This is a genomic window from Desulfospira joergensenii DSM 10085 (assembly GCF_000420085.1).
Classification (GTDB): Bacteria; Desulfobacterota; Desulfobacteria; order Desulfobacterales; family Desulfobacteraceae; genus Desulfospira; species Desulfospira joergensenii.
The window spans coordinates 1857806-1872582 of sequence record NZ_ATUG01000001.1 but is presented as its reverse complement, the minus strand read 5'-3'; the positions used below and the strand labels follow the sequence as shown (position 1 = coordinate 1872582).

The following is a 14777-nucleotide window of genomic DNA, read 5'->3' as shown; positions in this document are numbered from 1 at the left end:
AACCCAGAAGCAGACTTTGGATCAGGGGGATGAGCCCAGATGAATAAGGAATCGGCCAGCCGGTCCGGGAACCGGATCACAGGCTATGATATTGCCAGGGGCACAGCTGTTTTGATCATGCTGATGATCAATTTCAACGGCACCCTCTCCTTGGGCGGAGCCGGTCCGGAATGGCTTTTGGAGCTGATGGATTTCCTGAACCGGCGGGCCGCCGTGATCCTGGTCATGGTATCGGGAATCGGATTGTCTCTGTTTCTGGGGCCTTCCGCCCTGGAAAAGGGAGACCTCCGTACCACCCGCCGCAGGACATTGATGGACAGGGCCGCATTCCTGTTCATCTGCGGATATCTTTTGACTCTGATCTGGTCCGGGGATATCCTCCATTTTTACGCGGTCTTCATCTTCACGGGGATCTTCCTTTCCTCCAGGTCGCGCCGTTTCCTGATCCTCACAGCCATGATCATCTGGCTGGCCGGTTTTATCCAGTTCTTTGAGATCTTTGATCTCCTGCGCACCGAAAATCAGGCAGGCTTCTTCGCAGCTCAGGTGACCGATATCTTTTTTTCCGGGTATTATCCCTTTTTCCCGTGGGCCGCAATTTTTATCCTGGGCATGCTCCTGGGCAGGCAGGATTTTTCGGATAAAAGAAAAAGACAGAAGATGGCAGCCGCCGGAGCTGTCCTGTTTGTTTCTTCGGAACTTGCCTCAAGAGGGCTGGAAAACCTTTCCCTTGCCGTTTCCGGAGCCGCCGGCCAATATCCGGGATGGGCCGGAAAAATCATTTTTCTCCTTGGAGATCTCTCCTCCATGGATTTAAGTCAGCCGACTCCTTTTTCCGTCATCTCCGGCGTGGGTTTCGCCGTTCTTGTCATCATGGCCGGGTTGTCCCTGCCCCTCCGCCCCCGGACAGGAATCACCAGCGCCCTGGTGATCAGCGGCCGGAGTTCTCTCACCCTCTATATCGGACATATTCTTTTCCTGGTGGCTCTGGTCCAGGTCTTCAAGGGAACCCAGAATCTGATCCCTTTGATATCCGGCTCAGTCCTCTTTTTCATCATCTATGTCAGGATCATGTCGGCCTGGCTGAAAACCCATGGGAACGGTCCCCTGGAGACCCTTATGCGCAGCTTTTCCCCGGGCAGGATAATTTCAAAACCCCGCCGGCCTGCTGTGAACCAGGCATGATGAATATTCCAAGAAAGGGTGGCAGCTCGTTTCACTCAAACAGGCCACCCTTTTGCCGTTCCAAGCCGTCAAGAGCCCGTACAAAATTCCCCTTATATCTCCTCTGAAGTCCCTGCGGCCTTTGCACCGGTCCGGCAAGCCTTTTAAAAGGGAATCAGTTGCTGAAGATTTGATCTGTCAACGGCCGGCAGATCTGCATGCGATTGACCTGACCCGAACCTCCGGCCCGATTGCCTTTCCTTCCATCTTGGTTTACACTTTACCGGATCTGAATCAATCAATGGAAAGGACAGGGCATGAATGTCTGTGTGGAAGGAAATGTATTAAAAGAACTGCTGGGCCTGTTGAGCCTGGAAAAGATAGAAGAGAATATTTACAGGGGACAGAGTCAGGATCTGGGCTACGGGAATGTGTTCGGAGGCCAGGTGCTGGGGCAGTCTCTGTCTGCGGCTTCCCGCACCCTGTCCAAGGAGATGGCCGCCCACAGTCTGCACGGGTATTTCATGCGGCCCGGCGACGCCACCCGCCCCATTGTCTATGAGGTGGACCGCATCCGGGACGGCCGGTCCTTTGCCACCCGCAGGGTCAAGGCCGTGCAGAAGGGGCGGGCCATCTTTTCCATGTCCGCCTCCTTTCACAAGGGGGAAGAGGGCTTTTCCCACCAGGATCCCATGCCCGATATCCAGGGGCCGGAAGGCCTTGAATCGGAACTGGACATGGTCAAGCGGCTGTCCGAATACATCCCGGCCAAAATCCGTGAAAAACTGCTGTGCAAAAAGCCCATTGAGATCCGGCTGGTGAACCCGGTCAATCCCTTTGACCCCAAACCCAAGCCCCCGGAAAAATACATCTGGTTCCGGGCCATTGACAAGATCCCGGATGATGCAGCCATCCACCGCTACATGCTGGCCTATGCCTCGGATTTTCAACTGGTCACAACGGCCCTCTACCCCCACGGCAAGACCTTCTGGAGCCCGGATATGCAGGTGGCCAGTCTGGACCATGCCATCTGGTTCCACCGGGATTTTCGGATGGATGACTGGCTGCTCCATGTCATGCGCAGCCCCAGTGCTTCCAGCGGCCGGGGACTGAGTATCGGCGCCATCTATACCCGGGACGGAATGCTGGTGGCCAATGTGGCCCAGGAAGGGCTGCTGCGCCATCTGGAATAGAGCTATTCCGTCACTTGATTCTGCCCGGCGGCTTTGATCTGCTCATAAATGTCCATGGGGCCGGTCTGGTTGTTTTCGGCGATTTTTTTAAGGGTCAGGCTTTCCCCGGCCTGGATTCCGGCTTTGGACAGGTCCCGGATCAGGGTTTTGATGTTCAGGTTGAATTGGGCGCTCAGATCGGCCAGGGTCATGTTCCCGGTTCCGGGAGGGGGATCCCCGGGAAGTTTAACCGCCTTTCCGGCCGGGATAATCCGGGTCTCTGATTCTCCGGCCTTGGGCTTCATGGTCAGATAGATCTGCTGGGGAGGTACATGGTTCTTTTCAGCGATGTCGGCCAGGGTCTGGCCTGTATCCTCAACGGCAAATCCGGCCTCCCTGATCTGCGCCAGACTCTGGTCCAGGTCGAGTCCCGTTTTCCGGGCAAAGGTTTTTAATGAGGACAATTCAGCATGACCGTAGGGCGGTTCTCCGTATTTTTCAGCGGCCCGGTCTTTAATGGATTCGCTCACGGTCAGGATGCTTGAAAAGGGAGGGATTTCAAAATATGTTCCCAGGACGCAGACCAGGGTCAGGGCCAGGGCACCATTGAACTCCCGGGTAAAGATCTTCAGGTCTTTTGATCTGTTTTTAAGGTAGTTCATGATGGGAGTCCAGTTGTAATAGATGTGGAGTCCCAGGGCCAGTAAAAACAGGATTCCCGTATTGATGTGGATATTGCCCCATTGCTCTTTGCTCAGGCCCCAGAGCCGCCAGTCAGCCCAGTAAGCGATCCTTCCCTGGGGAACGATGTAGAGAACGATGCTGGTGAGAACCATCACGAGAAAGGCGAGGCCTGCCGTCAAGGATGTTATTTTTCTGAGTTTCATTTTTATTCTTTCCCGTTAATTCCTTCGGGTTTAAATGGGTGAAAAAAGGCCCCGCCGGGAGCAGGGCCTTTGGGTGAACAATCTGGAATCAGGTCTTGTCAGGCAGTTTCCAGGCAATGAGCATGAAAAGAATCCCGATACCCGCAGCCAGGAAAGCCCCCGGTATCATGGGCAGCAGGGCCTGGAATTTGTCTGATCCCGTGGCCAGCATGACCTTGCCTCCGGCGATTTTGTCAAAGAGCCAGGTTCCTTGGATGGAGCCGTAGACCAGGGTGTAGATCAGGGCACCCAGCAGGCCGCCGCCCACAAAGAACAGGGCGTCCTTCCTCCCGTCTGCCAGGGCAGTCAGGCCGGTTCCCGGGCAGTAGCCGGCCAGGGCAAAGCCCAGGCCCAGGATGGCCCCGCCCACAATCACTCCGATGTAGCTGCTCTTTACGGAGAGGTGGCCGGCGTCAATGAGGCCCATGGTCATGAGCAGGAATAAAAGGGTGCTGCTGAGGCCGATGGCGAAGAAAATCGCCTTCATCAGGTGCAGGTCCTTCAGACGCAGCATGTTGATGATATTCTGGGGATTGGTGGCCCCGACCCGCTGCAGGGCAAAGCCGAAGAAAATTCCAAGTATGATGGCAAGAACGATGGTCATGAAACACCTCCTATTTTCTCTTGTAGACCAGTACGGCAGCGGGAACCGCTGCGGCAAAAGCTCCGGCGGCGAACAGATACCCGCTCAGGGAAGTCTGCATCATCCCGCTCATCATGTGGCCGCTGGTGCAGCCGCCGGCCAGGCGGGCGCCGAAAAGGACGAGCACCCCGGCAAAAAAGACCGTTGCGTACCGCAGCAGGGGACTCTCCCCAAAGCGCTGCCGCCAGACTTCCGGGGCTCTCCGGTCCGGGCCTGTGGGCTTGGGCCCCCCCAGGCGGGAGGACAAAAAGGCTCCCGCGACCATGGCGATCACAAAGATAAAACTGTAGTTGACCGGGTTGGCCACGTTTTTGGCATATTTTCCCCCGCTCTTATTCAGATAGGCGTTGGGGCTTGCATAGCCTGATTTGCTTTCAGGTTCTTTTTGGATCACCTTGTCTGAGACCAGGTTCCAGACCATGCCGTCGGCGATGACAAACTGGGTGGATACCCCGATGGGCTTTACAAAAGCCACGGCCAGAAGAAAGGCTGCCCCCAGTAAGAGACCTCCTTTAAACCAGTTTAATTGTCCGTTCATAATTCTTACTCCTCGTTTTTGGTGGTGCAGTAGATGCGGTAAAGGGCCTCAAGGATTCCGGATGCGGCCCGGCTTTTGAGGCGGTAATGGATCACCTGGCCTTCCCGCCGGGTCTCCACAAGACCTGCCCGGCGCAGGCCGGCCAGATGCTGGGACAGGGCCGACTGGCTCAGGGGGATGGCCTGATTGAGTACACTGACCGGGCACTCCCCCCTCATGAGGTGGCACAGCACCATCAGGCGGCTGGGATGGCTCATGCTTTTGAGCAGTTGTGAGGCCTTTTCCGCGTTTTGTTCCAGTTTTTGTGGATCAATCTGTTCCATAAATTCTTTCCGGTTTTTATATTAGTCTTTTCTAATTTAGAATAATCTAATATATCCCTTTGTCAAGGCGGGATTTGAAAAAATTCGGTTCTCAAGACACAAGTTCCATTGACCCCGGGAGGGGCAAAATTTTACTCCCACCCAAAGAAAATCATCCATGATTTTCTTTGGGTGGGGAAACCTTTTCCTGGGGCCTCCTGCAGCCCGAAGGAAGACGCCCTCAATTTTTTAGAATAATGCTTTCGGCGGTATGATTTTAGGAAGATACGCTCAGTTTTTGAAGTGTATCCTTGGCTTTTACAAAGAGGATTTTTCCATCTTTCCATACAGGAGTTGACAGGTTCAAGGCATTCAGGTCGGTTTACCGTCAGGCATCGGCCCGGGGCAGTTTTTTAACGGCCATAAGGGCCAGAATGAGATAGAGCAGGGCGGCAGATGCAAACACGCTTCGGAGACCGAACCAGACGGCAAGCCCGGCACCCAGGAGGGGGGAAAGGGTCCTGGCAGCCGAGGAGATGGAGTTGTCCAGCCCGTATACTGCCCCTTCCTCCCCTCGGCCGGTGTGGGCCGAAAGCAGGGCGCTGATCCCGGGGACAAGGCCCCCGAATCCCAGCCCGAAAAGCGCCTGGAGCGTTAAAAGCTGCCATCCTGTTGAGACAAAGCCCTGAAAGGCCAGTGTGATGCAGCAGAAAAGGGAGGTGAAGATGACTATTTTCCGATAACCGATCCGGTCTCCCAGCCTCCCCAGATATATGGTGCTGGCTGTCATGGTGGCGGAGGTCACCCCGACCACAAGGCCGGTAAAGCTGTTGACCGCAGTGCCCGGGCCGATAAGCGTCTTAACGAAAAGGGGAAGTATGGGTAGAAAGAGCATCCGGCCCAATTGATTTGAAAATCTAAAAAAGAAGATTGTGACCACCCCTTTCTCATTGAGCACATGGCGCCAGTCGGAGATGAAATTGATCGGGGCTTTTTTGTTGGAGAGGGCAAAATTTTCATTGACCCCGTAAAGGACCAGTATGCCCGAGATAAGGAGCATGGCCCCGGTGATATAAAAGGCGGATCTGTACCCGAACAGATCTGCCACCACCCCGCCGATGAGAGGGCCTACGGCAAGCCCCAGGCCGGTGCCCATCTGGAGGACCCCCATGGCATAGCCGATCTTTTTTTTAGGAACAGAGGCGGCAACCAGGGCATTGGCTGCACCCACCGTACCGGTGACAAGCCCCTGGACCGCCCTGAGAAGGACCAGTTCCTCGGCAGACCTGGCAAAGGCCATGAGGGTCAGAATAAGGGAGCCCCCAAAGGTGGCCCTCACCACCATGGGTTTTCTGCCGTACCGGTCCGAGAGCGTCCCCCACACCGGAGAGATGATCATCATGGTAAAGGCCGGAACGGAAAATACAAGCCCCACGAGAAACTCCATTTTAAGGGAGGATACCTTTCCGATAGATTCAATATAAAAGGGCAGAAAGGGGAAAATACTTGAAAAACCGATCATATTGGTCAATTGAGAGAAAAACATGATCCACAATGTCTTCTTCCACAAGACAGGAGACGGGGAATTGGATAATTTCGATGCCATGATCCTAACCTGATCAAAAAAAGGACTCCTAATACCATACTTTTTCCTGTTTTGCCATTTCCTTTCCTGGTTTTATTTGAGCACCGCCTTTCAAGCCCACTTGACGGGAGGGGCGAATCCTCTGTTCGCACGGGATGGATCGAAAAAAATAGAGGATCTCTTCTGCACTTTGGGAGATGCCCTCCTATTGCCGCTCGGCTGGCCTTTTCCGGACAGTTCATCAGCCCTTGCCTTACTTCGGATTGTAGGGGTTGGCGCTTTAGTCCTTCTGCCACCGGGGTTTCTTCCTGAGATCGGTCCAGATCCCATGCGGATTGAACGGCGCCATAGAGGGCACTGAGTCGGTAGGTGAGTTCTTCCCCGATTCCTTTTCCAGAGTCATGGAGAATTCCATAAAATCGGATAGTGGGGGCTGTTTGAAGTTCACGGAGACATGAATACAGTCCCGCCCCAGGGAATTGAGGATTCCCTGTTCGCCGGCAGCCGCATCTTTGCTTTTATCAGGCATAGAATCGAAAGCAGCCTCATACCCTGTTGAATGACGGGCCAAAGGTTTGATCTCAAACCCGTTTTTACCTGGAAGTCTTGAATTCCGATTTTTTTTTATTGTACAGCAATTGCAAGGTTTCCCAGAGCAGGGTTGCAAGGTGCATGTTTTCATTATCATACCGGACCATCAATCCGCTTTCCCGCGTCAGTTGAGGGGTGCAAAAAGGATGGCAACGGAACTCATATAAGACACGGGTGTCAATATACGGCTCCGGAACGATTCCCACCCCCAGGTTATGGTTGACCATCATGATAATGCTGTCATAGGCGTCCAGTTCCATGAACGCGGGCAGTTGAAGTCCCCGTCTTTTCATAGCTTTATCAATTATGGTTTCCTGGAGCTTGAATGGTTTGAACCGTAAATACGGGCCTTCAAGAAGAAGCTCTTCATCTGTACCCCCGGTATATTCCGGAGGGGCAATAACGTAATACCGTTCCAGGGAGATGGGCCGCCAGAGAACACCTTTTGGCATTTGTAAAGGACCGACACCAAGGCTGACGTCAATTTCCCCGTCCCCCACCATTTGGGCCAGGTGTTTGGATACGCCTCCTGTATTGACCAGTTTAATGTTCATCTGGGGATATTTCTCCCTCAAGTGACGGATGGCCTGGGCAAAGATGCTGTTGACTGCGCTCCTGATATATCCCACCAGCAATTCTCCAGAAATCTCCTTTTTTCGATGCTGCTCCTTGAAATCTTCCCAAATGCTGATCATGGTCCTGGCAGATTTCAGCAGGTTGGCGCCTTCCTTGGTCAGGCTGACAGGGCGCCGGCTGCGGTCCAAAAGGGGAAAACCGGTTTCCCTTTCAAGTTCCCTTAACTGCTGGCTTACAGCCGACTGTGTCAAATTCACGGACTTTGAGGCCGCCGTGAAGCTGTTGAGTTCTGCAACGGCAATAAATGATTTTAACTTATCAAGGTCCATTCCCGTCTCCATTAAGTTTGTTACAAGAAGGTCCTAGTTATTATCACATTTTTTAATAAAGTTTATTAAAAATATTAGTTTTAATTTTACTGAAGGGCTGTGCTATAGGAGGCTATAATGATGAGAACAAGTTTCCATCGGAACCGGCCGCGGAAACTCAAAATCTTTTACATCCAAAGGAGGAGGGAAAAAAATGAAAAAGACAAGCAGAATTTTATTGCTTTTGATCCTGGCTGCGGGTTTTCTGCTGCCAGGCGTGGGGCAGGCTGTCGAACAGGCGAAGAATCAGAATTTAAAACTTGGGCTTCCCATCAGGGATATCCGAACATTGGATCCCGCCTTTTCAACCCTTACAGGGGAAAAATCCATTGTGGGCGAAATCTTCAGTGGACTGCTTCGCATGCCCTACGGCAAGGTGGATATTGAGCTGATCCAGGGAGACCTGGCTGAGAAATACGATATAAGCCCGGATGGACTGGTCTGGAAGTTTACCCTCCGCAAGGGGGTCAAGTGGCATAGAGGATATGGAGAGGTCACATCTGAGGATGTGAAATATACCTTTGAAAGGGTTAAGGATCCTGAACTGGCCTCCCCCTGGGCTAAAAAATACGACAACCTGGACCGGGTCGAAATCGTTGACAAGTACAATCTGAAACTCCATTTAAAAAAACCGAATCCCTTTTTCGGACTGAGCCTGGTTCCCTACCATGGTGGACAAATCGTATGTAGAAAAGCCGCGGAAAAAATGGGAAAAGAATATGGATTCAGCCCCATCGGATCAGGCCCCTTCATGTTTGAGGCCTATGACAAGGGCCAAAGCGTTTACCTGAAACGAAACCCTGACTTTTACAGGGGCGCGCCTATTCTCAAGTCCGTAGACTATCTTTTCATGCCGGACAACAGCAGCCGTCTTCTGGCCATTGAAAAGGGGGAGGTAGATATCAGCCGCGGCAAGCGCAAAAGGGAGTGGGCTGAAGCGACCATTAAAAAAGGAATCCGACTGGCCCCGCCCAACCCGCCCCAGCAGCAGCTTCTGATCATGAACATGACCCGCAAGCCCCTGGACGATCTCCGCGTGAGAAAGGCAATCGCCTATGCCGTTGACAGGGATACCTTTGTGGACATCATCGGCCCGGTTCTCGGCGGTCCCCAGATCAGCCCGATCCCCCCAGGCTATTTCGGGCACACTGAAAAAGGAATGGAACCCTATGACTTTGACCTTGAAAAGGCCAAGGCCCTTTTGGCGGAAGCCGGTTATGCAGACGGATTTGACCTGGGCTCCCAGTTCTGCTCCGAGTCGGACAATTACCTTCGCCCCATGAAGATCGTCCAGGAGCAGCTGCGGCAGATCGGTATAAAATATGATATCAAGGTGGTCGACCACTCAACCTACCATAAACTGATCCGCCAGGATAAAAACGCTCTTGTCATTTACGGCGGTGTCCGCCTGCCCATTGCAGAAACCCTGTTAACCCAGTTTTATGCGAAAAAGTCCATTGTCGGTACCAAAACCGCCATTACCAACTTCAGCCACTATGGAGAGGCTGCTTCCGGGATCGACCAATTCCTGGAAAAGGCGCAAAATACCAATGACCTGGAACAGAAAAAACATTATTATGAACAGGCCCAGTACAAGATCATTGAAGATCTTCCGGTCTATCCGCTCTATCTGAACCGGGTTGCCCTCTGTTATCAGCCCTGGGTCGATTTGGGGTATGATGTTGAAAATTATCAGACCCTGTACTACACCATTGAGATAAGTGAAAAGACAAGGTTGTTAAAGCATTAGCAGAAAAACAGGGGGCTGCTGATTTATTGGCAGTTCCCTGTCCAACCTTTTTAGCCCTGCGCAACATATTCCCGGGCTGCCGCCCGGGAATATGTTGCGCAGGGGATAATTTTGGTTTTTCCGGAGGCCTAAGATGTTCGCATACGCGATAAGGCGGATAATTTTTACCATCCCCATGCTGTTTTTTGTTTTTACCATCATCTTTTTTGTCATGCGGATGGCGGGAGGGGATCCCACATACGCGATTCTAGGGGATCATGCCAGTGAGGAAGCCATCGTGCAACTACGGCTGAAACTGGGACTGGATGATCCTGTCAGTGTCCAGTACATGACCGCCCTGAAGAATCTGATTAAAGGAGACCTTGGCAACTCGTTGATCAATGACCGGCCCATTGCCCCCCAGATCATGAGAGTGCTGCCGTATACCATTGAGCTGACGGTAGCGGCCATTATCATCGGCCTTGTGATAGGCATTCCGTCGGGCGTGGCCGCCGCCCTGAAACGGAACAAGCCCACAGACTACATCCTAAGGGTATGCAGCCTTGCAGGTCTGTCCATGCCCTCATTTTACCTGGGGATTCTTCTTTTACTGGTCTTTGCCGTGCAGCTTGACTGGTTCCCCATTATCGGGTTCACCCGGAGCGACAGCTTTTTGGAACGGCTCCACTACCTGTTTCTGCCGGCCTTGAGCCTTGGGCTGAACAAAGCTGCCTTTGTGTCCAGGGTGGCACGTTCAAACATGCTGGAGAGGATGGGCTCCGACTATGTCAGAACGGCGAGAGCAAAGGGACTGAGCGAATACATGGTGATCTTCAAGCATGCACTCAAAGACTGCATGATTCCCATTGTCACGGTCAGCGGGGTTTATGTCGGGGTCCTTCTGGGCGGAGCAATCCTTACAGAGAGTATCTTCAACCGCCCCGGGCTGGGAAAGTTCCTGGTGGAAGCCATCAGCCAGAGGGACTACAATGCTATCCAGTCCGGGCTGGTTTTTTACGGAATCGTCATCGTGCTGGTGAACCTGGCAGTGGATCTCGTCTACGGGTTTATTGATCCGCGGGTGAAATACGAATAAACGGAGAAAACAATGCTGCTATTTGACAAAAAAGCCCTTGCCGCATTCAGGCAGAATAAAATCGCGCTCGTCGGCCTGGGCATGCTGGTGATAATTGTGGGAACGGCGCTGTTTGCAGATTTTATCGCTCCTTTTGACGTGCGGGATCAGCACGTCAAGGACCGGTACCAACCCCCGAGCATGGAACATTTCATGGGAACGGACGAGTTTGGCCGGGATGTATTTTCCCGGGTGGTCGTGGGATCCCGCATATCAATGATGGTGGGAATCATATCCATTTCCCTGGCAATGGTGGCGGGCGTCCTCCTTGGCGCCTATGCGGGATTCAAGGGCGGATGGATCGATCAGGTCCTGACCAAGGTTATTGACGCCCTGATGACCTTTCCCTCCCTGATCCTGGGCATTCTGGTGGTATCGGCCTTGGGGCCAGGAGAAAGGAACGCGGTTATCGCCATTGCCATTGCCTTTGTTCCCAGGTTTGCCAGGGTGGCAAGGGGACCTTCCATTGTATTGAGGGAAAATGAATTTATCATGGCATCCCGTGCCTGCGGGGCAACCGATTTCAGGGTGCTCTTTGTTCACATTCTGCCCAACCTGGTGGGTGAAGTCGTGGTGATGGGCAGCCTCTGGGTCTCTACGGCCATTATCATAGAGGCCAGCTTAAGTTTCCTGGGCCTTGGTGTACAGCCGCCTACTCCCTCATGGGGCATGATGATCAAGGCCGGTGTAGAGGAGATTCAGATGGCCCCCTGGCTTGCCATTTTCCCGGGGCTTGCCATTTCATTCGCAGTGCTGGCCTTTAATCTTCTCGGGGACGGCCTTCGCGATCTTCTTGACCCCAAACTGCTGAAATGATCGAAGGAAACCAGATGAAACCGATATTGGAAGTAAAAGATTTAAGTGTGACGTTTCAGACCTTTGAGGGGAAAGTACAGGCGCTTGACCAGGTCAGCTTTGATCTGTTTCCCGGAGAGACCCTCGGTATTGTCGGCGAGTCCGGGTGCGGAAAAAGCGTGACTTCGCTTAGCATAATGCGCCTGATTCCCGATCCTCCCGGGAAGGTCGAACAAGGTAAGATACTGCTTGACGGCAAAGAACTGCTCTCCTATTCACCGGCACAGATGAGAAAGGTCAGGGGAAATCGGATCTCCATGATTTTCCAGGAACCCATGACTTCGCTCAGCCCTGTCTTTACTGTAAAAGAGCAGATCGCAGAAGTGTTCAGGCTGCATCAGAATCTCTCAAGGAAAGAGGCGGTGCGCAAAAGCATAGAAATGCTTGAACGGGTGAATATTCCCGATCCTGCAAAGGCTGCAGGGTATTACCCCCACCAGATGAGCGGGGGCATGCGTCAGAGAGTAATGATTGCCATGGCCCTGGCCTGTAAACCGGATATTCTCATTGCCGACGAACCGACAACCGCCCTGGATGTGACCATCCAGGCCCAGGTCATTGACCAGATGAAGGCGTTACAGCAAGAAATGGGCATGTCGGTACTTTTTATCACCCATGATCTGGGGGTTATCGCACACACTGCCAAGCGCGTCATTGTCATGTATGTGGGACGCATTTTTGAACAGGCATCGGCTGCGGATCTGTTTGCCGAGCCCCTGCATCCCTATACCCGGGGTCTTATGGAGTCCATCCCAAAGACAGGGGCAAAACTTACCGGCAAACAAGGCGACTTACAGGAAATCAAGGGAGTGGTTCCCTCTCTTCTGGATCTGCCGCAAGGATGCAAGTTCTGTGAACGGTGCCCGGAAAAAATGGATATCTGTGCCCAAAAGGAACCTGAATTGATACCTGTTTCACCGGAACGCAGCTGCCGCTGCTGGTTATATAAAAAGGAATAGGGATATGACTGACCCCATATTAAAAGTTGAGGCTCTGGAAAAACGGTTTCCCATTAAAAAAGGCCTTTTCCGCAAGACCGTGGGCCATGTCCACGCGGTTGACGGAATCAGTTTTGAAATAAAACCCGGGCAAAGCCTGGGGCTTGTCGGCGAGTCAGGGTGCGGAAAAAGTACGGCTGTAAAATCATTACTGCGTCTTATAGAACCCAGCGGCGGGAAAATAATTTTTAACGGTGTTGATGTCACCCACCAGTCCCTGGACAGCTTAAGACAGCTTCGCCAGGACCTGCAGATTATTTTCCAGGATCCGTACTCTTCCCTGAATCCAAGGCTTAAAATCAGCCGGTCTGTCGGCGAACCCATGGATGTGTTCAAGACCTGTGCAAGCAGAGAGGAGCGCAGGGAACGCATCGGAAGTCTTTTGGAAAAGGTGGGGCTTCGGCCCGAATTTGCCGACCGGTACCCCCATGAATTCAGCGGAGGCCAGCGGCAGCGGATATGCATTGCCAGGGCATTGGCCTTAAATCCCAAAGTCATCATCGGGGATGAGCCCGTATCTGCACTGGACGTGTCCATCCAGGCCCAGGTGATCAACCTCATGAAAAAACTTCAAAGGGAATTTTCCCTCTCCTATCTGATTATCTCCCACGATCTGGCCGTTGTGGAACATATGTGTGACTGGATCTGCGTCATGTATCTTGGCCGGTTTGTTGAGACCGCCGCAGATAAGGAGATGGTTAAAAATCCCCTTCATCCCTATACCCGGGCCCTGCTGTCATCCGTGTACGAGCCTGATCCGGCCCAGGAGCACAAAAGGACCATGCTTGAAGGGGATGTGCCCTCCCCCATCAACCCACCCCCGGGATGCCATTTTCATACAAGATGCCCCCATAAAAAGAAGGTCTGCACTAAAGAGGCGCCAAAGTTAAAGGAGATTGTCCCGGACCATATGGTTGCCTGTCATTTATACGAATAGAAAAAAACTTATTTTTTGTTGTTAAAATTTCCCGGAGGAAACTCATGTCTATTACAGCCAGTCATTTAAGCCAGGTAAAGCCCTCGGCTGTTTCGGTGATAACCGAAAAATCAAATCAATTGGAACGGGAAGGCCAAACAATTATACGGCTTTCCGCAGGAGAGCCTGATTTTGGCACCCCTGACCATATTAAAATGGCCGGGATCAAGGCTCTTGCCGAGGGCAAGACCGGGTATCCTGCGGTCCAGGGAGTTTTTGAACTCAGGGAGGCTGTCTGCCGTAAACTTAAACGGGACAACAGCCTTTCATACACACCTGAAGAGATCGTTATCGGGTGCGGGTGCAAGCAGGTATTGTTCAATGCCATGGCCGCTACCCTGAATCCCGGGGACGAGGTGATTCTTCCCACACCTTACTGGATCAGCTACCCTAATATGGTAGGCATTAACCGGGGTCTGCCTGTGTTTGCAGCCACTTGCCAGGAAAACCGGTTCAAGCTGACTTGTGAGGACCTGGAACAGGCTATAACCCCACGTACCAGGTGGCTTTTCATTAACAACCCGGGCAATCCTTCCGGTGCGGTTTACAGCGAAAAAGAGCTTATAGCCCTGGCCGAAGTGCTGCGAAAACATCCACATGTCTGGATATTATGCGATGATATCTACGAATTCCTTGTATATGACCAGGCCCGGTTCCTGACCTTGCCCCAGATTGCGCCGGATCTAAAATCCAGGACACTGGTGGTCAACGGCGTATCAAAGGCTTACGCAATGACCGGCTGGCGTGTAGGATACGGTGCAGGACCCAAGGAACTGATCAAAACCATGTTTAAAATACAGTCCCAGTCCACCTCCGGCACCAGTTCCATCTCCCAGTGGGCTTCCATCGAAGCCCTGGACGGCGACCATTCCTTTATCGAAAAAAATATTCATGAACTCAAACGCCGTCGTGATGTGGTGGTTTCCCTTCTCAACCAGGTTGAAGGACTGTCCTGCGAATCTCCTGAGGGCGCCTTTTACTGCTATATTTCCTGCAAGGGCGTGATCGGCAAAAAAACACCCAAAGGAAAAACCATTGCCTCGGACCTGGATTTTTCCACCTTTTTGCTGGAAGAGTGCGGGGTCGCGGTAGTCCACGGGGAAGCATTCGGCCTTTCTCCCTATTTCAGGATTTCTTTTGCAACCAAAATGGAACTGCTGGAGTCCGGGTGCCGCAAAATCGCTGACGCCTGCAGGCTTCTCAAGGATTAAATTGCGAA

General features: G+C 52.5%; 14 protein-coding genes. 8 read left to right on the top strand and 6 right to left on the bottom strand.

The genetic code is table 11. From position 1 onward, the window contains the following. Positions 1–39 precede the first annotated feature (39 nt). The gene (locus F608_RS0109500) at positions 40–1185 is read left to right on the top strand and encodes a heparan-alpha-glucosaminide N-acetyltransferase domain-containing protein (RefSeq protein ID WP_022665397.1); all 1146 of its coding nucleotides are present in this window, start codon (positions 40–42) and stop codon (positions 1183–1185) included. Positions 1186–1481: 296 nt separating this feature from the next. Beyond that, positions 1482–2357 carry an acyl-CoA thioesterase II gene (gene tesB / locus F608_RS0109495; RefSeq protein WP_022665396.1) on the top strand — a complete coding sequence of 292 codons (876 nt, stop codon included), beginning with the start codon at positions 1482–1484 and terminating at the stop codon, positions 2355–2357. Positions 2358–2359: 2 nt separating this feature from the next. Here tesB and F608_RS0109490 read toward each other — a convergent pair whose 3' ends face one another. The 6 genes from F608_RS0109490 to F608_RS0109455 form a co-directional block, all read right to left on the bottom strand. Then, positions 2360–3223, bottom strand: a complete 864-nt coding sequence (locus F608_RS0109490; RefSeq protein WP_022665395.1) for a DUF4405 domain-containing protein — start codon at positions 3221–3223, stop codon at positions 2360–2362. Between the two features lie 88 nt (positions 3224–3311). Next, the gene (locus F608_RS0109485) at positions 3312–3866 is read right to left on the bottom strand and encodes a DUF6691 family protein (protein ID WP_022665394.1); all 555 of its coding nucleotides are present in this window, start codon (positions 3864–3866) and stop codon (positions 3312–3314) included. A 10-nt stretch (positions 3867–3876) separates the two neighbouring features. After that, positions 3877–4443: a YeeE/YedE thiosulfate transporter family protein gene (locus F608_RS0109480; protein WP_022665393.1), complete on the bottom strand. Its 567-nt coding sequence runs from the start codon at positions 4441–4443 to the stop codon at positions 3877–3879. Between the two features lie 5 nt (positions 4444–4448). Beyond that, positions 4449–4766 (bottom strand): ArsR/SmtB family transcription factor, encoded by a 318-nt coding sequence (locus F608_RS0109475; protein ID WP_022665392.1) that lies wholly within the window; start codon positions 4764–4766, stop codon positions 4449–4451. 367 nt (positions 4767–5133) lie between these two features. Continuing rightward, the gene (locus F608_RS0109465) at positions 5134–6351 is read right to left on the bottom strand and encodes an MFS transporter (RefSeq protein ID WP_022665390.1); all 1218 of its coding nucleotides are present in this window, start codon (positions 6349–6351) and stop codon (positions 5134–5136) included. A 572-nt stretch (positions 6352–6923) separates the two neighbouring features. Further along, entirely contained in the window at positions 6924–7826 is a 903-nt protein-coding gene (locus tag F608_RS0109455; RefSeq protein WP_022665388.1) for a LysR family transcriptional regulator, read from the bottom strand. 193 nt (positions 7827–8019) lie between these two features. Here F608_RS0109455 and F608_RS31315 point away from each other — a divergent pair, with 193 nt between their 5' ends. From F608_RS31315 to F608_RS0109425, 6 genes are all read left to right on the top strand, one after another. Then, positions 8020–9615, top strand: coding sequence for an ABC transporter substrate-binding protein (locus F608_RS31315; protein ID WP_022665387.1), 1596 nt, complete (start codon positions 8020–8022; stop codon positions 9613–9615). A 133-nt stretch (positions 9616–9748) separates the two neighbouring features. Then, positions 9749–10690: an ABC transporter permease gene (locus F608_RS0109445; RefSeq protein ID WP_022665386.1), complete on the top strand. Its 942-nt coding sequence runs from the start codon at positions 9749–9751 to the stop codon at positions 10688–10690. A 12-nt stretch (positions 10691–10702) separates the two neighbouring features. Beyond that, the gene (locus F608_RS31310) at positions 10703–11545 is read left to right on the top strand and encodes an ABC transporter permease (RefSeq protein ID WP_022665385.1); all 843 of its coding nucleotides are present in this window, start codon (positions 10703–10705) and stop codon (positions 11543–11545) included. A 14-nt stretch (positions 11546–11559) separates the two neighbouring features. Then, positions 11560–12543, top strand: a complete 984-nt coding sequence (locus F608_RS0109435; protein ID WP_022665384.1) for an ABC transporter ATP-binding protein — start codon at positions 11560–11562, stop codon at positions 12541–12543. Positions 12544–12547: 4 nt separating this feature from the next. After that, positions 12548–13519, top strand: a complete 972-nt coding sequence (locus tag F608_RS0109430) for an ABC transporter ATP-binding protein (protein WP_022665383.1) — start codon at positions 12548–12550, stop codon at positions 13517–13519. A 44-nt stretch (positions 13520–13563) separates the two neighbouring features. Further along, complete coding sequence (locus F608_RS0109425) at positions 13564–14769, top strand: pyridoxal phosphate-dependent aminotransferase (protein ID WP_022665382.1); 1206 nt, start codon at positions 13564–13566, stop codon at positions 14767–14769. Positions 14770–14777: the final 8 nt, after the last annotated feature.

Coding starts and splice junctions, on each gene's coding strand:
- F608_RS0109430 (WP_022665383.1), top strand. CDS start 12,548: ATGACTGACCCCATATTAAAAGTTGAGGCTCTGGAAAAACGGTTTCCC.
- F608_RS0109465 (WP_022665390.1), bottom strand. CDS start 6,351: ATGGCATCGAAATTATCCAATTCCCCGTCTCCTGTCTTGTGGAAGAAG.
- F608_RS0109490 (WP_022665395.1), bottom strand. CDS start 3,223: ATGAAACTCAGAAAAATAACATCCTTGACGGCAGGCCTCGCCTTTCTC.
- F608_RS0109485 (WP_022665394.1), bottom strand. CDS start 3,866: ATGACCATCGTTCTTGCCATCATACTTGGAATTTTCTTCGGCTTTGCC.
- F608_RS31315 (WP_022665387.1), top strand. CDS start 8,020: ATGAAAAAGACAAGCAGAATTTTATTGCTTTTGATCCTGGCTGCGGGT.
- tesB (WP_022665396.1), top strand. CDS start 1,482: ATGAATGTCTGTGTGGAAGGAAATGTATTAAAAGAACTGCTGGGCCTG.
- F608_RS0109455 (WP_022665388.1), bottom strand. CDS start 7,826: ATGGACCTTGATAAGTTAAAATCATTTATTGCCGTTGCAGAACTCAAC.
- F608_RS0109475 (WP_022665392.1), bottom strand. CDS start 4,766: ATGGAACAGATTGATCCACAAAAACTGGAACAAAACGCGGAAAAGGCC.
- F608_RS0109480 (WP_022665393.1), bottom strand. CDS start 4,443: ATGAACGGACAATTAAACTGGTTTAAAGGAGGTCTCTTACTGGGGGCA.
- F608_RS0109425 (WP_022665382.1), top strand. CDS start 13,564: ATGTCTATTACAGCCAGTCATTTAAGCCAGGTAAAGCCCTCGGCTGTT.
- F608_RS0109435 (WP_022665384.1), top strand. CDS start 11,560: ATGAAACCGATATTGGAAGTAAAAGATTTAAGTGTGACGTTTCAGACC.
- F608_RS31310 (WP_022665385.1), top strand. CDS start 10,703: ATGCTGCTATTTGACAAAAAAGCCCTTGCCGCATTCAGGCAGAATAAA.
- F608_RS0109445 (WP_022665386.1), top strand. CDS start 9,749: ATGTTCGCATACGCGATAAGGCGGATAATTTTTACCATCCCCATGCTG.
- F608_RS0109500 (WP_022665397.1), top strand. CDS start 40: ATGAATAAGGAATCGGCCAGCCGGTCCGGGAACCGGATCACAGGCTAT.